General features: G+C 69.1%; 22 protein-coding genes. 10 read left to right on the forward strand and 12 right to left on the reverse strand.

Going from position 1 to position 19,236, the window contains the following annotated elements; genetic code table 11:
* Positions 1-10: 10 nt before the first annotated feature.
* The 3 genes from AB3K92_RS03850 to AB3K92_RS03860 all read right to left on the reverse strand — a co-directional run bounded on the left by AB3K92_RS03850 (position 11) and on the right by AB3K92_RS03860 (position 1,056).
* The gene (locus tag AB3K92_RS03850) at positions 11-322 is read right to left on the reverse strand and encodes a hypothetical protein (RefSeq protein ID WP_021161228.1); all 312 of its coding nucleotides are present in this window, start codon (positions 320-322) and stop codon (positions 11-13) included.
* Complete coding sequence (locus tag AB3K92_RS03855; RefSeq protein WP_081052495.1) at positions 319-567, reverse strand: hypothetical protein; 249 nt, start codon at positions 565-567, stop codon at positions 319-321. Before AB3K92_RS03855 ends, AB3K92_RS03850 begins: the two co-directional genes overlap by 4 nt.
* A gap of 183 nt (positions 568-750) precedes the next feature.
* Positions 751-1,056: a hypothetical protein gene (locus tag AB3K92_RS03860; protein WP_021161230.1), complete on the reverse strand. Its 306-nt coding sequence runs from the start codon at positions 1,054-1,056 to the stop codon at positions 751-753.
* 149 nt (positions 1,057-1,205) lie between these two features.
* On the opposite strand from AB3K92_RS03860, the gene AB3K92_RS03865 reads away from it, so the two are divergent.
* The 5 genes from AB3K92_RS03865 to AB3K92_RS03885 all read left to right on the forward strand — a co-directional run bounded on the left by AB3K92_RS03865 (position 1,206) and on the right by AB3K92_RS03885 (position 4,994).
* Positions 1,206-1,463 (forward strand): hypothetical protein, encoded by a 258-nt coding sequence (locus tag AB3K92_RS03865; protein WP_021161231.1) that lies wholly within the window; start codon positions 1,206-1,208, stop codon positions 1,461-1,463.
* An 89-nt stretch (positions 1,464-1,552) separates the two neighbouring features.
* Entirely contained in the window at positions 1,553-1,984 is a 432-nt protein-coding gene (locus tag AB3K92_RS03870; protein ID WP_042976181.1) for a CBS domain-containing protein, read from the forward strand.
* A gap of 88 nt (positions 1,985-2,072) precedes the next feature.
* Entirely contained in the window at positions 2,073-2,555 is a 483-nt protein-coding gene (locus AB3K92_RS03875; protein ID WP_021161233.1) for a PRC-barrel domain-containing protein, read from the forward strand.
* Between the two features lie 469 nt (positions 2,556-3,024).
* Positions 3,025-3,699 carry a UdgX family uracil-DNA binding protein gene (locus tag AB3K92_RS03880; RefSeq protein WP_060309321.1) on the forward strand — a complete coding sequence of 225 codons (675 nt, stop codon included), beginning with the start codon at positions 3,025-3,027 and terminating at the stop codon, positions 3,697-3,699.
* Complete coding sequence (locus AB3K92_RS03885) at positions 3,696-4,994, forward strand: Nramp family divalent metal transporter (RefSeq protein WP_059620468.1); 1,299 nt, start codon at positions 3,696-3,698, stop codon at positions 4,992-4,994. The genes AB3K92_RS03880 and AB3K92_RS03885 overlap by 4 nt, the downstream gene beginning before the upstream one ends.
* 89 nt (positions 4,995-5,083) lie before the next feature.
* Here the strand turns inward: AB3K92_RS03885 and AB3K92_RS03890 are convergent, their stop codons facing one another.
* The 7 genes from AB3K92_RS03890 to AB3K92_RS03920 all read right to left on the reverse strand — a co-directional run bounded on the left by AB3K92_RS03890 (position 5,084) and on the right by AB3K92_RS03920 (position 9,813).
* Positions 5,084-5,692, reverse strand: a complete 609-nt coding sequence (locus AB3K92_RS03890; RefSeq protein WP_048028552.1) for a DUF892 family protein — start codon at positions 5,690-5,692, stop codon at positions 5,084-5,086.
* A 56-nt stretch (positions 5,693-5,748) separates the two neighbouring features.
* Complete coding sequence (locus tag AB3K92_RS03895; RefSeq protein ID WP_042976183.1) at positions 5,749-6,354, reverse strand: DUF4142 domain-containing protein; 606 nt, start codon at positions 6,352-6,354, stop codon at positions 5,749-5,751.
* A gap of 36 nt (positions 6,355-6,390) precedes the next feature.
* Positions 6,391-7,248, reverse strand: a complete 858-nt coding sequence (locus AB3K92_RS03900) for an SDR family oxidoreductase (protein WP_021161238.1) — start codon at positions 7,246-7,248, stop codon at positions 6,391-6,393.
* Between the two features lie 128 nt (positions 7,249-7,376).
* On the reverse strand, positions 7,377-7,943 hold the full coding sequence (locus AB3K92_RS03905) for a hypothetical protein (protein WP_059485916.1): 567 nt from the start codon (positions 7,941-7,943) through the stop codon (positions 7,377-7,379).
* A gap of 61 nt (positions 7,944-8,004) precedes the next feature.
* Entirely contained in the window at positions 8,005-8,304 is a 300-nt protein-coding gene (locus AB3K92_RS03910; RefSeq protein WP_021161240.1) for a DUF2795 domain-containing protein, read from the reverse strand.
* Between the two features lie 34 nt (positions 8,305-8,338).
* Positions 8,339-9,367 carry an SDR family oxidoreductase gene (locus AB3K92_RS03915; protein WP_021161241.1) on the reverse strand — a complete coding sequence of 343 codons (1,029 nt, stop codon included), beginning with the start codon at positions 9,365-9,367 and terminating at the stop codon, positions 8,339-8,341.
* 26 nt (positions 9,368-9,393) lie between these two features.
* Entirely contained in the window at positions 9,394-9,813 is a 420-nt protein-coding gene (locus AB3K92_RS03920; RefSeq protein ID WP_042976175.1) for a BON domain-containing protein, read from the reverse strand.
* Between the two features lie 242 nt (positions 9,814-10,055).
* Between AB3K92_RS03920 and AB3K92_RS03925 the strand changes: the two genes are divergently transcribed.
* Both AB3K92_RS03925 and AB3K92_RS03930 read left to right on the forward strand, forming a co-directional pair.
* Complete coding sequence (locus tag AB3K92_RS03925; RefSeq protein ID WP_021161244.1) at positions 10,056-11,375, forward strand: glycosyltransferase family 1 protein; 1,320 nt, start codon at positions 10,056-10,058, stop codon at positions 11,373-11,375.
* The gene (locus AB3K92_RS03930; RefSeq protein WP_192387960.1) at positions 11,375-12,421 is read left to right on the forward strand and encodes a UDP-glucuronic acid decarboxylase family protein; all 1,047 of its coding nucleotides are present in this window, start codon (positions 11,375-11,377) and stop codon (positions 12,419-12,421) included. Before AB3K92_RS03925 ends, AB3K92_RS03930 begins: the two co-directional genes overlap by 1 nt.
* A gap of 19 nt (positions 12,422-12,440) precedes the next feature.
* On the opposite strand, the gene AB3K92_RS03935 is transcribed toward AB3K92_RS03930, so the two are convergent.
* Positions 12,441-14,753, reverse strand: a complete 2,313-nt coding sequence (locus tag AB3K92_RS03935; protein WP_369464475.1) for an ATP-binding protein — start codon at positions 14,751-14,753, stop codon at positions 12,441-12,443.
* Positions 14,754-14,854: 101 nt separating this feature from the next.
* On the opposite strand from AB3K92_RS03935, the gene AB3K92_RS03940 reads away from it, so the two are divergent.
* On the forward strand, positions 14,855-15,565 hold the full coding sequence (locus AB3K92_RS03940) for a PIG-L deacetylase family protein (protein ID WP_059862639.1): 711 nt from the start codon (positions 14,855-14,857) through the stop codon (positions 15,563-15,565).
* Positions 15,544-16,467, forward strand: coding sequence for a glycosyltransferase family 2 protein (locus tag AB3K92_RS03945; RefSeq protein WP_369464476.1), 924 nt, complete (start codon positions 15,544-15,546; stop codon positions 16,465-16,467). The genes AB3K92_RS03940 and AB3K92_RS03945 overlap by 22 nt, the downstream gene beginning before the upstream one ends.
* A gap of 17 nt (positions 16,468-16,484) precedes the next feature.
* Here the strand turns inward: AB3K92_RS03945 and AB3K92_RS03950 are convergent, their stop codons facing one another.
* Positions 16,485-17,852 carry a sigma-54-dependent transcriptional regulator gene (locus tag AB3K92_RS03950; RefSeq protein ID WP_369464477.1) on the reverse strand — a complete coding sequence of 456 codons (1,368 nt, stop codon included), beginning with the start codon at positions 17,850-17,852 and terminating at the stop codon, positions 16,485-16,487.
* 350 nt (positions 17,853-18,202) lie between these two features.
* Between AB3K92_RS03950 and AB3K92_RS03955 the strand changes: the two genes are divergently transcribed.
* Complete coding sequence (locus AB3K92_RS03955) at positions 18,203-19,231, forward strand: sigma-54-dependent Fis family transcriptional regulator (protein ID WP_059813555.1); 1,029 nt, start codon at positions 18,203-18,205, stop codon at positions 19,229-19,231.
* Positions 19,232-19,236: the final 5 nt, after the last annotated feature.

Here is a 19,236-nt window from a genome sequence, read left to right on the forward strand (position 1 = left end):
GATCGATGGCTCAGAGCCGGTTGAAATGGAAATCGCCGGCATAGGCGGTCGGCGTGCGACGCGCCATCATCGTGTCGAATTCGGCCGCGACGCGCGCGAGCGTGCCGCGCTGCCGGTCGATGCCGGCCCGCTCGAGCGCGGCGAATGCGTCGGCGTCGAACGACACCGACAGCGACGCCGGATGGCCGTCGACGCGAAAACCGATATGCAATGCACCGGCCGGGCGCTCCTCGATGTGGAACGGCATCGCGCGCGCTTCGAAATGGCGGCCGAGCGTCTCGGCGATCTCGCGCAGCACGCCGGGTTTCACGCGGACGCTCATCGCCGTGCCTCCGCATGCAGGCGCGTTATCCCGCCGACCGACGGCGCATGCACGGGAGGCTGCCGCGACGGCGGTTCGCGCTCGGGCGGCGCGGTCCCGGGCGGATCGCCCGCCGGTTGCCGGTACGGTTCGGGCAGGTCGGGCGGCAAACCGCCGGGATCGGGGTCGTCGGGATCCGGCTCGAGGTCGGGAAACGGCGGGATGGGCCGCTGCAGCCATTGCGCGGGATCGTGTTTCATCGGCATTCCATCGGGGCGGGTTCGGATCGGCATCGTGTGCGGCGGTCGTGACTGGATACGGAAGTCCCGCAATGCGCATGCCGTCCGGTCGCGACGCCCGCATGCGGGCGCCGGCGCGAACACGCGCGGCCCCATGCGACGCGTCGTGCCTTCGCTACACCGTTCGCTGCAAATCTTTCAAGCACCTCGTTATACGTCGTACGCGGCCATCACGAGCCACAGCTCGCGGCCGTTGTCCTTCACGCATGCCGCCAGCGCATACGAATCGGACGGCTCGCACGCGCGCTGCAGCGCGAAACGCGCCGGTTCGGTCGAACCGAACGTCTCGTCGCCCAGCGGCCGCACGTCGGCCTTTCCCTCGAACATCCGGCGCTCGGGCCGGTAAATCAGCGGTTCGTGTTTCCATTCGTTGAAATGGCTCTTCACCGAATCGAATCCGCCGCCGCATACGTTGATCTCATAACGCACGCCTGGTCGTCGTTTCGGAATCGTCATCGTGCCTCCGCTCGAAATGCGCACGGCAGGCACCGGTCGGGCCGCGCGCCGTCATCGCAGTCGATACGGCAAGTCGTGTGCCGCGTCCGCGAGCCGGGCACGGCCGTTGCGGCAAGCCCGGCTCCTCGTCACCGATATGGAGCCACGCGATGAAGGATTCGACCCGGCCCGGCCGCGACACGCCGGCCCATGAGCGGCATCCCGACCCGACGCCGCCGCTGAAGCACCAGGACCGCGCGCGCACGCGCCATTCGGAACGCCATATCGACAAGCAGCTCGAGGACACGTTTCCGGCCAGCGACCCGCCGGCGACCGGCGGCGTCACGCGGATCGAACCGGACACGCCGCCCGGCACGCACGACGAAGGGCCGTGGCGGAGCCCGCGCGAACGCGACGACGGCGCGTGACGTACCCGAGCGACCCACGCGTGCAGGAAGGCACGCGGCTTGCGGCGTCCGCCGACGAATTCACCGAACCCACCTGCAAGGAGGAAGTCATGCATCGCGTCAACGAAATCATGTCGCAGGACGTCGTGCGCATCGCGCCGACCGACTCGATCCGTCATGCCGCGCAACTGATGGAGCGCTACGACATCGGCGCGCTGCCCGTGTGCGACAACAACCGGCTGATCGGGATGGTGACGGACCGCGATCTCGCGGTGCGCGCGATCTCGGCCGGCAAGCCGCCGGAAACGCGGATCCACGAGGTCGCATCGGGCCCGATCGAATGGTGCTTCGACGACGATTCGCTCGACGAGATCCAGCACTACATGGCCGACGCGCAGTTGCGCCGCCTGCCCGTCGTCGATCACGACAAGCGGCTGGTCGGCATGCTGTCGCTCGCGGACATCGCGACGCGCTCGGCCGGCCCGGAGCGCGACGACGTCGCGAACACGCTGGAAGGCGTGTCGCAACCGAAGCAGACGTGACGGCGCGATCCTCGCGCCGCACGCCACCCGCGCGACCCGCAGGGCCCGCCCCGGGCACCGTCGCGCCCCACGCAGACTGGAGGAAACCATGCAGACTTCCGATCAAGGTCAGACCCGCATCATCGGCAAGGGCGCCGCAACGGCGGCCGGCCCCGGCCCCGACGTGATGGCGGCCGATACGCTGGAAGGCGACAAGGTCTATACGACCGACGGCGACGATGTCGGCAAGATCAAGGACATCATGCTCGACGTGCGCTCCGGCCGCATCGCCTATGCGGTGCTGTCGAGCGGCGGCATCCTCGGCATCGGCGACAAGCTGCACGCCATTCCGTGGAGCGCGCTCACGCTCGACACCGAACGCAAATGCTTCCTGCTGTCGGTGTCGTCCGAGCGCATCCGCAACGCGCCGGGGTTCGACAAGGACCACTGGCCGGCGATGGCCGATCCGCAATGGGCCGAGCCGCTGCACGAGTTCTACGGCAGCGCGCCGTACTGGAGCGCCGGCGACGAACTCGGGCTGACCGACCCGACCGAGGAACTGAACGATCCGCGCGCGCGCGACCGTCACTGATCGCACGACGATGCGGCGCCGGTTCGCCGGCGCATCCGCTTTCTACACGCCCCGCTCGCGCGGGGCGTCTTTTTTGCAAGCCGGGACGGCGCGGGGTGAAGTGCATTGCGTGCGCGATGTGCGCTATGCGCTTTATGTGCGCAACGGCGCCGCATCGATCGCGATGGAAAATATGCGCGATGCCGGGCCGCGGCCGGATCGTCGCCGGGGTCGGGTTGCATCGCGTTTCTCCTTTCCCCGCTCGCGGGAAACCTGTCGCCGCGCAAGCCGCGCCCCCTCCCGACTGCATGCGGCATGCCGGTTGCTGCGTCGTTCGCATCGTCCACACGGAGTGCTTCATGCGCGCGATGCAGTTTCTGCCATCCGGTTTGCTCGGTTTGCTTGCCTCGGCGCGGGCGACGGCCCGATCGCCACGTTGGTCCGGGCAACAACGTCATGCCGCCGCTCCGACCTGTACGTGGGGCGTCGCATGACCCATAAACCGCCGCCCGCTCCCGCCTCGCCGCCCGCCGCCACCGACGACGACGACGCGCCGACGACGCTCGGCGCGTGCCGCCGCTGCGCGCTGTGGGAACACGCGACGCAGCCGGTGCCCGGTGCGGGGCCGCGCGACGCGTCGATCATGCTGGTCGGCGAGCAGCCGGGCGACCAGGAAGACCGCGCCGGCGCACCGTTCGTCGGCGCGGCCGGCCGCCTGCTCGACCGCGCGCTCGACGAAGCCGGGGTCGAACGCACGCACGTCTACCTGACCAATGCGGTCAAGCACTTCAAATGGGAACCGCGCGGCAAGCGGCGCCTGCACAAGACGCCCGCGCAACGCGAAGTGGCCGCGTGCCGCTACTGGCTCGAACGCGAACTCGATGCGGTGCGCCCGCGCGTGGTCGTCGCGCTCGGCGCCACGGCGCTGCGCGCGGTGCTGCAGGACAACGACGCGACGCTCGAGCGCACGCGCGCGCCGGTGCGGACCGCCGGCGGGCAACTCGTCGTCGCGACCTTTCACCCGTCGTACGTGCTGCGCACGCGCGGCGCCGATTCGCGCGAGCATGCGTACCGGACGCTCGTCGACGCGCTGCGTACCGCGTCGGACCTCGCGCACGACACACGCCGCGGCGGCGGGCGCGACTCGCACGGCAACGCCGGATGAGTGCGCCGGACGAAGGGGCGCCGCCGGCGGCCAATGCCGCGACCGCCGGCGCCACGGCGAAACCCTGGTACAAGCGCCTCGGCCCCGGCCTGCTCGCCGGCGCATCCGACGCCGATCCGAGCAACATCGCGGTCTACGCGCAGGCCGGCAGCCAGTTCGGCTTCAACATGCTGTGGATGATCGTCGTCGCACTGCCGATGATGGTCGCCGTGCAGCTCGCGGCGGCCTTCGTCGGACGCCGCAACCGCGAAGGCCTGGTCGCCGGCATTCGCACGCACTTCTCCGATCGCCTCGCCAAGACGCTGATCGTGATGGTCGTGATCGTCAACATTGCGAACGTCGGCGCCGACCTCGCGGCCATGGGCGATGCGACGGCGCTCGTCGCCGGCGGCCGCAGCTACTGGTATGCACCGCTCTACGGGATCGCGTCGCTCGTGCTGCAGGTCACGCTGTCGTACGAACGCTACGCGCGCTGGCTGAAATGGATGACGCTCGGGCTGATCGCGTACGTGCTCGAACTCGGCTTCGTTCATGTCGACTGGCGCGGCGTGCTGCACGCGCTCGCGCTGCCGCAGATCGCGCTCACGCATGCGTATGCGACGACCGCCGTCGCGGTGCTCGGCACGACGCTGAGCCCCTACCTGTTCGTGTGGCAGGCGGCACTGGAAGTCGAGGAAACCGCCACCGAGCAACAAGACGCGACGCCGTCTGCCCGTGGCGAGACCGAACGGCGCGTCACGTTCGACACGTGGGCCGGGATGATCGTCACCAATGCGGTGTCGTTCTGCATCATGGTGATCGGCGCGGCCGTGTTCTTCGCGCACGGCAGGCACGATATCGGCACCACGGCGCAAGCTGCCGAGGCGTTGCGGCCGATCGCCGGCGAAGCCGCGTTCGTCGTGTTCGCGTTCGGCATCGTCGGCTGCGGGCTGCTTGCGATTCCGGCGTTCGCGGGCAGCGCCGCGTACGGCTGCGCGGAAGCGTGGCGATTCCGCGAAGGGCTGAACGAACCGGTGAGACGCGCACCCGCGTTTTATGCGGTGCTGGCGCTGTGCGTCATCGTCGGCATCGCGATCTGCATCGGGCCGATCGACCCGATCAAGGCGCTGTACTGGAGCGCCGTGCTCAACGGCATCGCGGCGGTGCCGATGCTCGTGCTCGTGATGCTGCTGGCGCGGCAGCGCGAAGCCGCCGGGCAGCCTGGTAGCGGAACGGTGTCGATGGTATTCGGCTGGCTCGCGGTGGGCCTGATGGCGGCGTCGGTGGTCACGATGATCGTCGACCTGCTGACCTGAGCCTCACGAGACGGTTGCGTCGGCAACCGGTGAAGCATCACGCGGACAACCGGGCAGCCGCGCGAACGGCTGCCCGCTCAAGTCGTGCGTCACATCATCTTGCCGCGCGAGCGTTCGGCGCGCGCCGCCTCCGCCGCCGATTCGACCTTCTTCACTTCCTCCGGCGGCGGCAGCACGGCCTTGAAGCCCATCGAGTCGATCCACATCTCGCGCGCCCAGCCGCGCGTGTGATACAGGTGGTGATCCTCGTCGGCCTCGACCTCGTCGTGCGCGTCCTTCAATATCTTCGCCGCATCGCCCGACAACTGGTCGGCCGCGTAGCCGATCAGTTCCCAGTTCAGGTGGTCCTTGGTCTCGGCGAGCACCACGCATTCCGCCGCGACGACCTGCGCGACGGCCGGATCGGCCTGCTTCCGCGCCTGCTCGATCACGTGGACCAGCGCCTTGCCGGTGGCCGCGACCGCGCTGCGTCCGGGCGACTGCGCATCGGGGTCCATGCCCAACGTCTCGAACACCTTGCGCAGCACTTCCTGGTGATGCAGCGTCTCGCGGTGGTACTTCTCCCACTCCTTGTGCAGATCGCCGTCGGTCGCGCACTGCAGCGCGGCCTCGTAAAGCTTCGCGCCGCCAAGCTCGGTTTCGTATGCCTGACAGAGCAATTCGCGGATGCCTTCGTGTTTCGGTTGCCGATGGGCCATGACTGCCTCTCCGAAAAAAACGGGCCGCGCGCGGCCCGGGGATGAACGGGCACGCGTTATCGCGCGCCCACCTTGCGTTCGAGCGCCTGCGCCATGCTCAGGTGATGCCTGAGCGTCGGCAGCGTGGCGCTCGCGAATTCGCGCAGTTGCGGGTCGCTGCCGTCGCGCGCCTCGCCTTCGAACAGCGCGACGGCCTTGCGATGCGCGTCGGGGCCGACCGCCGCGACATACGCGACGTCGAAGTCACGGCCGCTCTTGCCGCGCAGCGCCTCGACGTCGGGGTCCGAAATCTGTTCGACCTGCGGCTTCATGCCCTTGCGCGCGGCGATCGCGGTGAGCCGCGCGTTCGCCTTGCCGTGGTCGTTCACCATCTGCTTCGCGAAGGCGCGCACGTCAGGCGACTGCGCCTGCTTCAGCGCGAGCTGGCTGGCCTGCACCTCGGCCTTGCCGGCGATCGCGGCCTTGTCGATGAATTCCGCGTCACCGCCTTGCGGCGCCTTCGCGATCCGCGCGTCGCCCGCGCCCGACGATGGATTGATCACGCCGCCCGGCACATGCGAATTCGATGCGGGCGGCTCGCTCGGCGCCTGCGCGCCGGCGAGCCCCGACACGGCGAACACACCCGCGGCCAGTGCCGCGATCGTCCAGTTCGGATGTCTCATCATCTGCCTTCTCCTTTTCTTGCGTGGATGCGGCCGTCAGCCGCCGACGATCGAGCCGCCGTTCGGGTGCAGCGTCTGCCCGGTCATGTAGCTCGCGCCGTCCGACGCGAGCAGCACATAACAGCCGATCAGCTCGTCCGGCTGCCCCGGCCGCTTGAGCGGCACGTTCGAGCCGAACTTCGCGACCTGCTCGGCGGTGAACGTCGACGGAATCAGCGGCGTCCAGATCGGCCCCGGCGCGACCGCGTTCACGCGAATGTCGCGTTCGGCCAGCTCCATCGACAGCGAACGCGTGAACGCGACGATCGCGCCCTTGGTCGACGAGTAGTCGGGCAGCCTCGGGTTGCCGTGATAGGCCGTCACCGACGCCGTGTTGACGATCCGCCCGCCGTGCTTCATATGCGGCAGCGCGGCCTGCGTGCAGAAAAACATCCCGTACACGTTCGTGCGGAACGTGCGTTCGAGCTGTTCCTCGGTCACGTCCTCGATGCCCGGCTGCGGATGCTGCTCGCCCGCGTTGTTCACGAGCACGTCGAGCCGGCCGAGCCGTTCGACCGTGCGCGCCACCGCATCCTGTGCCTGCCGGCGGTCGCCCACGTCGCACGCGATCGCCTCGCAACGACGGCCGGCCTGCTCGATCAGCTGCTTCGTCCGCGCGGCATCGTCCGATTCCTTCAGGTAGACGATCGCGACGTCCGCGCCTTCCTTCGCGAAACCGACCGCGACCGCGCGCCCGATTCCGCTGTCGCCGCCCGTCACGAGCGCGACCTTGCCGGCGAGCTTGCCGCTTCCGACGTAATCGGCCGCGTCGCCGCGCGGCTTCGGATGCATGTCGCGTTCGGTGCCTGGCTGATGCGTCTGGTGCTGGGGTGGCGGCGTCTGTGCGGTAGTCATCGGTTCCTCCTTGAACGGGTGCCGTTCGTGCTGCGCAAACGGCATGCCGCTGCCGCCCCGCCGGCTGACGGCAGCGCCGCCGCGCTCTCGCGGCAGGCATTGCAACGCGTGTGCAGGAAAGCGCGGGGTCAGCGAGGAGCGCCCGACGCGGGTTCGTCCGGCCGGCGCACCGGGTCGAAATCGCGCCATTCGCCGTCCTGCCAGTCGCCCTCGACGCGCTCGATCGAACGTGCGCCGGTCGCGCGCAGGACGGCTTCGGCCGCGCTCGCCGTGTCGGGCGTCACGCGCGCGGCGAGAATCACGCCCGTTTCGCTCTGCGCGAGCGTGCCCTTGCCTTCGGCCGGCTCGCCGCGCATCCTGCCGAGCGCGCCGCCGAATGCGCCGAGATAGGCACCGGCCAGCGCGCCGGCAGCCGGTACGAACCAGTAGCGCACGCCGATCGCGTAGACGACGAGCCCCGCGACGACGCCGATCAGCAGCCCGCGAAACGCACCGATCATCGCGCCGCGGCCGCCCGGCTTCGCCGCCGTATCGGCATATACGTCGCCACCGATCGGAAAGCGCGCATGCTGGCCACCCGGATTCAGAAAGAAGATCGACACGTCGTCCGGACCGAACGCGCGCTCGTAAAGGTGGCGCGCCCCACCTTCCGCTTCATCGAACGTCGTGAAGCGGCCTGCGACGATCATTGCCATGCTCGTCCTCCTCGTGACGGATCGCGCGCCGCGCGCGGCGACACGCGCGACGCGGCCTCGCCTACATCAGCCGCCCGATTTCCTTCGAGACCGATGCCGGCGTGGCGTACTCGCGGTCGGGAATCCGGCGTAGCATGTCGAGCACGGCGGCGTCCGCGTGCGAGCGTTCCGCGCACTGGACGACCGCCTCCTTGCTCGCCGGGTAGTCCATGCCCTTCAGCGCCTTCTGCACGTCGACCGGGCTCGGCGGCTTGCCGTGGCCGGTCTGGTGCCCGCCCTTGTCGTGGTCCTGCTGCGCGCGCTCGCCTTCGTGCGCGCGGGCGCGGCTGAGTTCGTGGCCCGTGTGTTGTCGGGATGTCATCGAAACCTCCTTGATCGGGTGAACGGAAACGGCATCACGCGGACCCGCGGCGCGCACGCGCGAGCGCGGCGAACACGAGCGCCGCCGCGCCGAGCGCGACCGCGCCGGCCATCTTCGGCCGCTGCACCACCGTGTTGTAGGCACAGCTGCGCAGCACGGGGCCGTCCATCCCTTCACGCTCGTGCAGCGCATGACGCGAGTCGTACAGCGCGTTGTCGTCGCGCGGGCGTGCGGGCCGCACCGTGCGCTGGCCGCGCGAGAACAGCGTGGCCGCGACGCGATCGAACAGGCGCGGCGCGTGGTACGCGCTCGCCGACGTGAATTTCGCGGCACCGCCGACGAACAGCGTGCGGCGCGGATGGGCGGCCGCGAACAGGATCGCGTCGGCCACGAGGTCGGGGTCGTAGATCGGCGGCGGCAGCCTCGGCTCGACGTTCATGTAGTTCTTCGCGTGCATCACGAACATCGTGTCGATCGCGGCCGGCTTGATCAGCGTGACCGACACCGGCAGGTGGTCCGATTCCATCTCGAGCCGCAGCGAATCGGTGAAGCCCTTCACCGCGTGCTTCGACGCGACGTACGCGCTTTGCAGCGGCACCGGCGCATCGGATGCCTCGCTGCCCATGTTGACGATCGCGCCGCCGTGGAAATCGCTCTTGCGGCGGAAGTGGTCCGCCGCGACGAGCGAACCATGCACGACGCCCCAGTAGTTGGTCTCGAACAGACGGCGCTGATCCTCGAGCGGCACGGCGGCCGCCGTGCCGAAGATCGACACGCCCGCGTTGTTGACCCAGGTGTCGAAGCCGCCGTAAGTGTCGACCGCCTTCGCGGCCGCGCGCTGCAGGTCCTCGAGGTTCGCGACGTCGCCGGCGACCGGCACCGCGAGGCCGCCGTGCTGCCTGATTTCCTCGCACAACGTATTCAGCGCGCCCTCGTTGCGCGCGAACAGCACGAGCTTCGCGCCGCGCCGTGCCGCCTTGCGCGCGGTGACGAGGCCGATGCCGCTCGTCGCGCCGGTGATCACGATCGTCTGCTCGCCGACCGGTTTGAGCATGCAGTTCATGACGAACTCCTGTTGCGGCAACGCCGTTACTTGGCCCGGATGGTCAGCTGGTCGTGCACGTCCTGCACGCCGTCCACCTGCTTCACGACGCCGACGGCCTGCGTGCGCTGCTGTTCGTCGGGCACGCTGCCGGTCAGCATCACGATGCCGTGCCGCGTCTTCACGTGAATGTCGCCGGACGACAGGCCGCTCGTGCCGACGAGCTCGGCCTTCACCTTGGTCGTGATCGTCGCGTCGCGGATCTTCCTGCCGGTCGTCGAATGCGACGACGTGGATGACGATGACGACATGGACGACGACGCGGCGCTGTCGTCGCCGGCGGCGAACACGTTCGGCGCGATCGACGCGCAGGCGGCGGCCGAGACGATCGCGATCGCCATGCCGACACGCTGGGCGCGATGGCGACGGATTCGCAGGGAACGGGCTGGGAGCGGGAATACCTTCATCGTGACCTCCTTTCGTCGAGCCGGCACGGCCGGCGGGCGGACACGACGGGCGCAAGCCGCGTGCCGCGGCCGCATCGCCGGTTGCAGGCGGCAATCGCCGGCCGGACGCGCTTTCGTCCAATGCGTTGTAATTTTTTCGACATGCCGGCTGGCGGTTTCCCCCGCAACGGCGCGGGTATGCCGCTTGCCGACAGGCACCCACGGCGGCCCGTCTGCGCGGCCCCGATACCGGGAGCAATGCCATGCAAAGAATCGCGTTGATCAGTGAACATGCATCGCCGCTTGGGGTGATCGGCGGTGTCGACGCCGGCGGTCAGAACATCTACGTCGCGAACGTCGCGAAGCAACTGGCCGAGCGCGGGCTCGACGTCGACGTCTACACGCGTTGCGACAATCCGCACCTGCCGGAAGTCGTGCCGATCGGCACGCGCATGCGCGTGATCCACGTGCGGGCCGGGCCGCCGGCCGACGTGCCGAAGGAGCAGCTGTTGCCGTACATGGTTGCGTTCGCGGACGCCATGATCGCGCGCATGCGGCGCGAGCCCGACCCGGTCGACGTGATGCACGCGAACTTCTTCATGTCCGGCGATGCGGCGCTGCGCGTGAAGCGGCAGCTCCGCATCCCGTTCGTCACGACGTTCCATGCGCTGGGCCGCGTGCGGCGCCTCCACCAGGGCGCAGCCGACGGGTTCCCGGACGCGCGCTTCACGATCGAGGACACGCTCGCGCGGCGCTCGGACCGCCTGATCGCCGAATGTCCGCAGGATGCGCTCGACCTGATCACGCACTATCACGCCGACAGGACGCGAATCGAGATCGTGCCGTGCGGTTTCGACCTCCAGGAATTCCGGCCGGTGCCGCGCATCGATGCACGCGCGCGGCTCGGCTGGCGGCAGGACGCGTTCGTCGTGCTGCAGCTCGGCCGTCTCGTGCCGCGCAAGGGCATCGATACGGTGATAGACGCGCTGGCGCGCATGCCGCGCGATCCGCGGCGGCCGACGCACCTTTACGTCGTCGGCGGCAGCCAGGCGACACCCGACCCCGCACGCGACCCGGAACTCGCGCGGCTTGCCGCGTTCGCTCACGAACTGGGGATCGCCAACCGCGTGACCTTCGTCGGCAGGCGCGAGCGCGACGCGCTGCACCTGTACTACAGCGCCGCCGACGTGTTCGTGACGACGCCGTGGTACGAACCGTTCGGCATTACGCCGGTCGAGGCGATGGCGTGCGCAACGCCGGTGCTCGGCAGCGACGTGGGCGGCATCCGCACGACGGTCGACGACGGCACGACCGGCTATCTGGTACCGCCGCGCGACCCGGCCGCGCTGGCCGCACGCCTCGTACAGTTGCGCGCGCAACCTGATCTGTGCGCGGCCCTCGGGCGCGCCGGCTACCTGCGCGCGCACCGGCTCTACACATGGCAAGGCGTGGCCGACCGGCTCGTCGACATTTACCGCGACGTCGCGCACCCGCAGCGTGCCGGCACATCGGCCGGCACCGGACGGCGCACGCCCGTGGCCGCCACGTCTGCCGTACTCGCGAACCGCAAGGAGAATACGTAATGAAGGGCTACGATCGAAAACGCGTGCTCGTCACCGGCGGCGCCGGTTTTCTTGGTTCGCATCTGTGCGAGCGCCTCGTGACGGCCGGCGACGACGTGCTGTGCGTCGACAACTTCTACACGGGCGCCCGGGACAACATCGCGCACCTGCTCGACGCGCCCAACTTCGAGCTGATGCGGCACGACGTGACGTTTCCGCTCTATGTCGAGGTCGACGAGATCTACAACCTCGCGTGCCCCGCGTCGCCCGTCCACTACCAGCGCGACCCCGTGCAGACGACGAAAACCAGCGTGCACGGCGCGATCAACCTGCTCGGCCTCGCGAAGCGCGTGAAGGCGCGCATCCTGCAGGCATCGACGAGCGAGGTGTACGGCGACCCCGACGTCCATCCGCAGGACGAACGGTATTGCGGCCGCGTGAACCCGACCGGCCTCCGTGCGTGCTACGACGAAGGCAAGCGCTGCGCGGAAACGCTGTTCATGGACTATCACCGCCAGTACGGCGTCGACGTGCGGATCGCGCGGATCTTCAATACCTACGGCCCGCGCATGCATCCGGCCGACGGGCGCGTCGTGTCGAACTTCGTCACGCAGGCGCTCGCGGAAGCGCCGCTGACCGTGTACGGCGACGGCCGGCAGACGCGCTCGTTCTGCTACGTGGACGACATGGTCGAAGCGCTGATCCGGCTGATGGCCGAGCCGGGCGACGCGAGCGAGCCGGTCAATCTCGGCAGCGACGTCGAGATCGCGATGATCGACGTCGCGCGCGAGGTCGTACGGATCGTCGGCACGACAGTGCCGATCGAGTTCCGGCCGCTGCCATCCGACGATCCACGCCAGCGGCGACCGAACCTGGACGCCGCGCAACGGCGGCTCGGCTGGCATGCGACGACGACGCTGGCGAATGGACTCGCGCACACCGCCCGGTATTTCATCCAGCGCCAGGTCACGCACCATGCACCCGGCGACCTCGTGCGCAGCACGCGGATCGCGTCGCACCTGCTCGCGCGGGTTCATACGCAGAACCGGCCGGCACCTGCGACGTAACGCGTCGGCGGCCCGCGCGTCAGCCGTCGCGCTTCGTCGCGTGCGCGATCTTTTGGGCCAGTTCGCGCACGTCGACCGGCTTGCACAGATAGCCGTCGAACCCGGCCTCCAGCGCACGGCGTTCGTCGGCGAGCCCCGCATGCGCGGTGACGGCGAGCACGCACACGTCCGGCTGGCCGCCGTCGCCGTTCATCGACCCGCGCCGCAGCGCATCCAGCAGCCAGAAGCCGTCGCCGTCGGGCATCGCGAGATCGGACAACACGACGGTCGGCCGCATGTCGGCCGCCACCGCAAGCGCTTCGCGGCCCGACGACGCGATCGCGACTGCCGCGCCGAAGGTGGTCAGCGCGGCCGTGAGGCTCGCGCGCGTCGTCCCGTCGTCGTCGACGATCAGGATCCGTTGCGCGTCGAGCGCAAGCGCCTCGCGCGGGCCACTGCCCGCCTGCGCGATGCCCCATGCCATCGCGCCGGCCGGCTGCCAGCCGGCGGGCAGCGTTACCGTGAAGGTCGTGCCGAGATTGCGGCCCGCGCTCGCCACGGTCACGCGGCCGCCGTGCAATTCGGCGATATGCCGCACGATCGACAGGCCGAGACCGAGACCGCGCCGCGACGACGCCGGCGAATCGTCCGCGCGGCGGAACATGTCGAACACGTACGGGACGAACTCCGCCGCGACGCCCTGCCCGGTATCGACCACGGTCAATACCGCACGCGCGTCGTCGCGCGCGAGCCGGACCGTCACGCTGCCGCCGCCCGGCGTGAATTTCAGCGCATTCGAAATGAGATTCGACAGCATCTGCCGCAAGCGCTCGGCATCGCCCGACACGATGCACGACGCGGCATCGCAATCGAATTCGAGCACGATGCCGGCGGACGATGCGGCTGTCTGGAACGCACCGACCGAATCGGCAAACAGCCGCACGAGGTCGACCGGCGTCGTGTCGAGCCGCAGCTTGCCGGTCGCGAGCGACGACGCATCGAGAATGTCGCCGACCATCCGCGTGAGCGAGCGAGCGCTGCGGTCGATCGCATCGACCGCCTGATGCTGCAGCGCGTGATCGGCGGAGTTGCGCAGCACCTCGACCCAGCCGTAGATCACGTTCAGCGGCGTGCGCAGTTCGTGCGATACCGTCGCCAGCAACTCGTCCTTCAGCCGGTTCGACGTGTCGGCCTGGTCGCGTGCATCGCGCGCGCCCTGCAGCGAGCGCTGCACGCGAAGGTCACGACGGCGCTGCGCACCGGTTTCGCGCAGCGTCAGCGACAGCGCAACGCATTCGCGCGCCTCGCCGCGTACCGGGCGCACCGACAAGGTGGCGCGAAAACGCCTGCCATCGCGCCGCACACACAGCAGTTCGATCGGCCCGACCGGTGCGTGCATCCCGCCGAACGATTCGGTCAGCGGATTGCGCCGCAACCAGCGCATCGCGATCAGCGAATCGAACATGCGCCCGCGCGCATCTGCCTCGTCGTAACCGAAGATCCGCTGCGCGGCCGGATTCCAGCTGACAATGCAGCCGCTGTCGTCGATGCCGACGATCGCGTCCGGCGATGCGTCGACGACCGCATGCTGCAACCGTGACGCATCGATGCGCGCGCGGTCCGCGCTGGCATCGCGCAGCAGCAGCACCGCGCCGTCGACGTTGCCGTCCGCGTCGCAGAGCGGCGACGCCACCTCGACGATCGGCACCGGATCGCCGGCACCGCCCGGATGCAGCCAGTGCCGGTCGGACGTGGCGTCAGCGCCATCGAGCGCGCGATCGAGCGGCGTCGTCTGTACGCGCCGCCCCTCATGGTCGACGATCCGCAGCACGTCGCGCACGGGCTGCCCCGTCGCGTCGTCCTGCCGGCAGCCCGCAAGTTTGGCCGCCGCCGCGTTGATATGGGTCAACCGCCCTTTCGTGTCGATCGCGACCACGCCATGCGGCAGCGCACGCAGCACGGCTTCGAGCTGCCGGCGCGCGGCCGCCTCGCGCCGACGGGCGCGATCGTTCGCGACCCGCGTGTGTCGCAACATCGACGCAATCGCACAGACCAGCGCACCGACGAGCATGAACGTACCAAGCTGCACGAGCCGCTCGGGCAGCGGCGCCGGATAGGCGGCCGGATCGGACAGGAACAGCGTCCACACGAGCAACCCGCTCACGACGGTCGACACGACGCCGAACAGGAACGACGTCGCCCACGCGGCGCCGGCGAGCAGCGGGTAGTACAGGACGAACGGCAGGTTCACGCCGCCGAAACGGATCGCGAGCGCCTGCAGCACGGTCGCGATCGCGACCAGCATCACCGCCGTGGCGTAGTTTCCGGCCGGCGGCCGGACCAGGTCGATCATCGAACGCGCTCCTCGGGGGAAGACCGGCGGCGGGCGGGCACGGCGCGTGCTCGCCGGAGGGAACCCGCGGCGCAGCCGCTCCCTCCAGGAACCGCCACGCCATGAACGCTCCAGCACGCTGGCTCGTCGTCTCGCCGCACCTCGATGATGCCGTTTTCAGTTGCGGTCGGCTGCTCGCGCAAGCACCCGGCTCGATCGTCGTCACCGTCTTCGCGGGCATTCCGCCGCGCGGCACGCCCGCGCCGCCCTGGGATCGCCGCGCCGGCTTCGACCATGCCGACGAGGCCGTCCGCGCGCGCCGCGCCGAGGACGGCCGCGCGCTCGCGCTGCTCGATGCGCACCCCGTCTGGCTCGACTTCCTCGACGACCAGTACGGCGTGCCGGCGGCATCGACCGCCATCGCCGCAAGCCTGGCCGAGGCGATCGATACCCATGATGGCTTCGGCGTGCTCGCGCCGGCCGGCCTGTTCCATCGCGATCATCTGCAAGTGCAGCAAGCCGTGCTGTCGCTGCTGCCGCACAACGCCGACATGCCGACGCACGCGTCGCACGTCTGGCGCTTCTACGAAGACGTGCCGTATCGCCGTATCGGCGGACTGATGGCCCGACGCGTGGTCGACTGGCGTGAACGCGGCTGGATCGCGCATCCGGTGGGCGCACCGGCCGGCAGCCATACGCGTGGCGCCGCCGCGAAAGCCGCCGCCGTCGCCGCGTATGCGAGTCAGGTTGCGCTGTTCGAGCCTCATATGCGCGCCGATCTCCAGGAACCCGAAACGTACTGGCGGCTCGCATGCGACGTCACGTTCGCGTAACGCCCGCGCGTATCGCGCTGCCACCGGCCGAACCGCGCATGACCGCCGTCGTGCTGACCTGCCGGCGCGCGGCCGAACTCGCGCATACACTGGCGCGACTCACCGCGTTGCCCGACCGGCCGGCGATCGTCGTCGTCGACAACGCGTCGACCCCTGCGACGGCCGCACTGATCCGCGACCGCTTTGCGCACGCGACGCTCGTGCAAGCGCCCGCGAATCTGGGCGCGGCCGGCCGCAATCTCGGTGCGGCCATCGCACGCACGCGCCACATCGCATTCTGCGACGACGATACATGGTGGGCGCCCGGTTCGATCGCCGAAGCCGCGAACCTGCTCGATGCGTATCCGCACGTCGCGGCCGTCACGGCGCGCGTGCTGGTCGGCCCCGAACAACGCGAGGATCCGACCTGCGGGTTGATGGCCGACAGCCCGCTCGACGCGCCCGTCGCGCTGCCCGGCCGCCCGATCCTCGGGCTGCTGGCCGGCGCGACCGCATTCCGGCGCAGTGCGTTCGTGCAGGCCGGCGGCTACCATCCGCGCTACTTCCTCGGCGGCGAGGAAGCACTGCTCGCGTTCGACCTGTACGGCGCCGGCCACTGGCTCGTGTACGCGCCGCACCTGACCGTGCATCACTACCCGTCGCCCCGCCGCGACGGGCCGGCACGCGCCAGCGTCGCCGCCCGCAACGCGACGTGGACCGCATGGCTCAGGTGGCCGGCCGCGGCCGCATGGCTGTACACCGTGCGACGGCTGCCGCTGCTGCGTCGCGAACGCGCGATCGCGCGCACGCTCGCCGGGCTGCCGTGGATCCTGCGCGAACGGCGTGCGATCCCGCCGCATGTCGAACGCATGCGCCGCCGTCTCGACCGCGATGCGCGTCGTGATGCGGAAACGAGGGGATGAGCACGATCGAGACGGCATCAGGAATCCGGCTTTTCCGCTTCGTCTTCCAGTTGCGCGAGCCGGTTATAGATCGTTTTCAGGCTGACGTCGAGCACCTCGGCCGCCTGCGCCTTCACGCCGCCGCACTGCGCGATCGTGCCGAGGATCAGCTTGCGGTCGACTTCCTCGAGCGGCGTGCCGAACGGCACCGTCACGCGATCCTCGTGCGAATCGACCATGTTCGACAGCTCGTCCATGATCGGCGGCGGCAGCGTATCGATCACGTCGGCGTCGGTGAAGATGCTCGCGCGCTGCACGAAGTTGCGCAGCTCGCGCACGTTGCCGGGCCACTCGTAGGTCTTCAGCGCTTCGCGCGCGGCCGGCGCGAAACGCAGGTTGCGGCCGCTTTCCTCGTTGTAGCGCTGCAGGAACGCATCCGCGAGCATCGGGATGTCATCGCCGCGCTCGCGCAGCGACGGCAGCGGAATCGGGAACACGTTGATCCGGTGAAACAGGTCGGGCCGCAGCTTGCCGTCCGCCATCGCGGCTTCCGGATCGCGGTTCGTCGCAGCGACGATGCGCACGTCGACGTCGATCTCGCGCGTCGAGCCCAGCCGCGTGACGCGCCCCGTTTCGAGCACGCGCAACAGCTTGACCTGCGATTCGAGCGGCATTTCGGTGATCTCGTCGAGAAACAGCGTGCCGCCGTCCGCGCGTTCGAAGAAGCCCTTGTGCTGACGCTCGGCACCGGTGAAGCTGCCGCGGTCGTGGCCGAACATCTCGCTCTCGACGAGGTTCGCGGCGATCGCGCCGCAGTTCACCGCGAGGAACGGGCCGCGGCGGCGCAGGCTCAGGTCGTGCACGGTCTGCGCGGCGAGTTCCTTGCCGGTGCCCGATTCGCCCGTGAGCAGTACCGACGCCTCGGTGCGCGCGACACGACCGATTGCGTCATAGACAGCCTGCATCGCGGGAGAACTGCCGAGCATGCGGCCGAAGCGGCCGAGACGCTTCAGTTCCGAGCGCAGCTCCGCGATTTCCTCGTGCAGCGCGGTGGTGCGCGGCACGCGCGCAAAGATGCTGTTCAGCCGCTGCATGTTGAGCGGCTTCACCAGATAATCGGTCGCGCCGCGCCGCAAGGCGTCGATCGCGGTTTCCAGGCTCGCGTGGCCGGTGGTCAACACCATTTCGCAATGCGCGCGCTTGGGCAACGCGTCGAACAGATCCATGCCGTTGCCGTCCGGCAGCACGAGATCACATAGCACGAGATCGGGCGTATGGGTCGAGACCAGCGTACGCGCCTCTTCGAGCGTGGCCGACGTATCGCACGCAAGCTGCTGCGTGCGTGCGAGCGTGGCCAGCATTGTTCGCGTATCGGCATCGTCTTCGACGATCAGGACGTATGGCATCGAGGCTCCTTGGAATGCGGCCCGGCGCGATCGTCGGCGGGCACCGCGGCAGGTTCGGCGCAATGCGCGCCGCCGCGCAGCCCGCGGCGGCATGCTTCATGCCGCATGCGAACGGGCAGAGAAGTTGTCCGGCACGGACAAACAGGTGCTTAGCAGTATAGAAGAACGAGGTCGCGCATTCGTCGTCCATCTAATAAATCTATCTGTCGACGCTATCTGCATTGCCAGATTCAATGCCGGGAAATCGGCACAAAATGTATCCTCGGTACATGAAAAACGACGTGTGCCACGTCAATTTTTCATCCGGCCTCGACACATTCGGTCATATTTTCCCCATTCGATCTCACATCATGTCGAAATCTGTCGATGAGGGTGCACGTCTGTTCGGTCACTCACGTACGATCCAGGATCTGCTGTTGAAGGTATCGCGCGTGGCGGCGACGCGCATCAGCGTCCTGATCGTCGGCGAAAGCGGTGCCGGAAAGGATATCGTCGCGCGACTGATTCACGATATGAGCCCGCGCCGACGCGGGCCATTCGTCCCGGTGAATTGCGGCGCGATCCCGCACGACATCGCGGAATCGCAATTGTTCGGCCACGAAAAGGGCAGCTTCACGGGCGCCATTTCGCAGCATGTGGGCATGTTCGAAGCCGCACGCGGCGGCACGCTGTTTCTCGACGAGATCGCCGAAATGCCCGCCGAGCTGCAGGTCAAGCTGCTGCGCACGCTGGAGACGAACACCATCGTGCGCGTGGGCGGCCACGAGCCGATTCCGATCGACGTGCGGATCGTGGCGGCCACCCATCACGATCCGGTCGAGGCGCTGCGCACCGGGCGGCTGCGCGAAGACCTGTTCTACCGGATCGCGCCGGTCGCGCTGCACGTGCCCGCGCTCAGGCAGCGCGAGGACGATGTCGGCGATATCGCGCTGCAGATCGTGGAGCGGCTGAATGTGCGGCACCGTACGAGAAAGCGGCTGTCCACGCAGGCGATGAAGGCGCTGCGCGCCTATACGTGGCCCGGCAACGTGCGCGAGCTGCGCAACGCGCTGGAGCGCGCGTTCATCCTCGCCGACGAGCAGATCGAACTGCAGTTGCCGCGCCGCCAGCCGCCGCGCGAGGAAGTGCGCCACAACGCAATGACGCTGCATATCGGCACGACGCTCGCACACACGCAGCAGCGCTTCATCGTCGCATCGCTGCGGCACTTCAACGGCGACAAGCCGCGCACCGCGAAGGCGCTCGGCATCAGCCTGAAGACGCTGTACAACCGCCTCGCGCTGCTGCCCGAGCACGAGCGCAATGCGGTGAGCGGCACCGCCCAGTCCAGTAGTGCGAACGGCGCCGACATGCCCGCTCCGCCCGCGGCGAACCCGTAAGCGCC

This window comes from Burkholderia sp. Bmkn7, from assembly GCF_041103175.1.
GTDB lineage: Bacteria > Pseudomonadota > Gammaproteobacteria > Burkholderiales > Burkholderiaceae > Burkholderia > Burkholderia cepacia.

Bases quoted from the DNA above. Each gene is read 5' to 3' on its own strand.
- AB3K92_RS03850 (WP_021161228.1), bottom strand. From the start codon at position 322: ATGAGCGTCCGCGTGAAACCCGGCGTGCTGCGCGAGATCGCCGAGACG.
- AB3K92_RS03855 (WP_081052495.1), bottom strand. From the start codon at position 567: ATGCCGATGAAACACGATCCCGCGCAATGGCTGCAGCGGCCCATCCCG.
- AB3K92_RS03860 (WP_021161230.1), bottom strand. From the start codon at position 1,056: ATGACGATTCCGAAACGACGACCAGGCGTGCGTTATGAGATCAACGTA.
- AB3K92_RS03865 (WP_021161231.1), top strand. From the start codon at position 1,206: ATGAAGGATTCGACCCGGCCCGGCCGCGACACGCCGGCCCATGAGCGG.
- AB3K92_RS03870 (WP_042976181.1), top strand. From the start codon at position 1,553: ATGCATCGCGTCAACGAAATCATGTCGCAGGACGTCGTGCGCATCGCG.
- AB3K92_RS03875 (WP_021161233.1), top strand. From the start codon at position 2,073: ATGCAGACTTCCGATCAAGGTCAGACCCGCATCATCGGCAAGGGCGCC.
- AB3K92_RS03880 (WP_060309321.1), top strand. From the start codon at position 3,025: ATGACCCATAAACCGCCGCCCGCTCCCGCCTCGCCGCCCGCCGCCACC.
- AB3K92_RS03885 (WP_059620468.1), top strand. From the start codon at position 3,696: ATGAGTGCGCCGGACGAAGGGGCGCCGCCGGCGGCCAATGCCGCGACC.
- AB3K92_RS03890 (WP_048028552.1), bottom strand. From the start codon at position 5,692: ATGGCCCATCGGCAACCGAAACACGAAGGCATCCGCGAATTGCTCTGT.
- AB3K92_RS03895 (WP_042976183.1), bottom strand. From the start codon at position 6,354: ATGAGACATCCGAACTGGACGATCGCGGCACTGGCCGCGGGTGTGTTC.
- AB3K92_RS03900 (WP_021161238.1), bottom strand. From the start codon at position 7,248: ATGACTACCGCACAGACGCCGCCACCCCAGCACCAGACGCATCAGCCA.
- AB3K92_RS03905 (WP_059485916.1), bottom strand. From the start codon at position 7,943: ATGGCAATGATCGTCGCAGGCCGCTTCACGACGTTCGATGAAGCGGAA.
- AB3K92_RS03910 (WP_021161240.1), bottom strand. From the start codon at position 8,304: ATGACATCCCGACAACACACGGGCCACGAACTCAGCCGCGCCCGCGCG.
- AB3K92_RS03915 (WP_021161241.1), bottom strand. From the start codon at position 9,367: ATGAACTGCATGCTCAAACCGGTCGGCGAGCAGACGATCGTGATCACC.
- AB3K92_RS03920 (WP_042976175.1), bottom strand. From the start codon at position 9,813: ATGAAGGTATTCCCGCTCCCAGCCCGTTCCCTGCGAATCCGTCGCCAT.
- AB3K92_RS03925 (WP_021161244.1), top strand. From the start codon at position 10,056: ATGCAAAGAATCGCGTTGATCAGTGAACATGCATCGCCGCTTGGGGTG.
- AB3K92_RS03930 (WP_192387960.1), top strand. From the start codon at position 11,375: ATGAAGGGCTACGATCGAAAACGCGTGCTCGTCACCGGCGGCGCCGGT.
- AB3K92_RS03935 (WP_369464475.1), bottom strand. From the start codon at position 14,753: ATGATCGACCTGGTCCGGCCGCCGGCCGGAAACTACGCCACGGCGGTG.
- AB3K92_RS03940 (WP_059862639.1), top strand. From the start codon at position 14,855: ATGAACGCTCCAGCACGCTGGCTCGTCGTCTCGCCGCACCTCGATGAT.
- AB3K92_RS03945 (WP_369464476.1), top strand. From the start codon at position 15,544: ATGCGACGTCACGTTCGCGTAACGCCCGCGCGTATCGCGCTGCCACCG.
- AB3K92_RS03950 (WP_369464477.1), bottom strand. From the start codon at position 17,852: ATGCCATACGTCCTGATCGTCGAAGACGATGCCGATACGCGAACAATG.
- AB3K92_RS03955 (WP_059813555.1), top strand. From the start codon at position 18,203: ATGTCGAAATCTGTCGATGAGGGTGCACGTCTGTTCGGTCACTCACGT.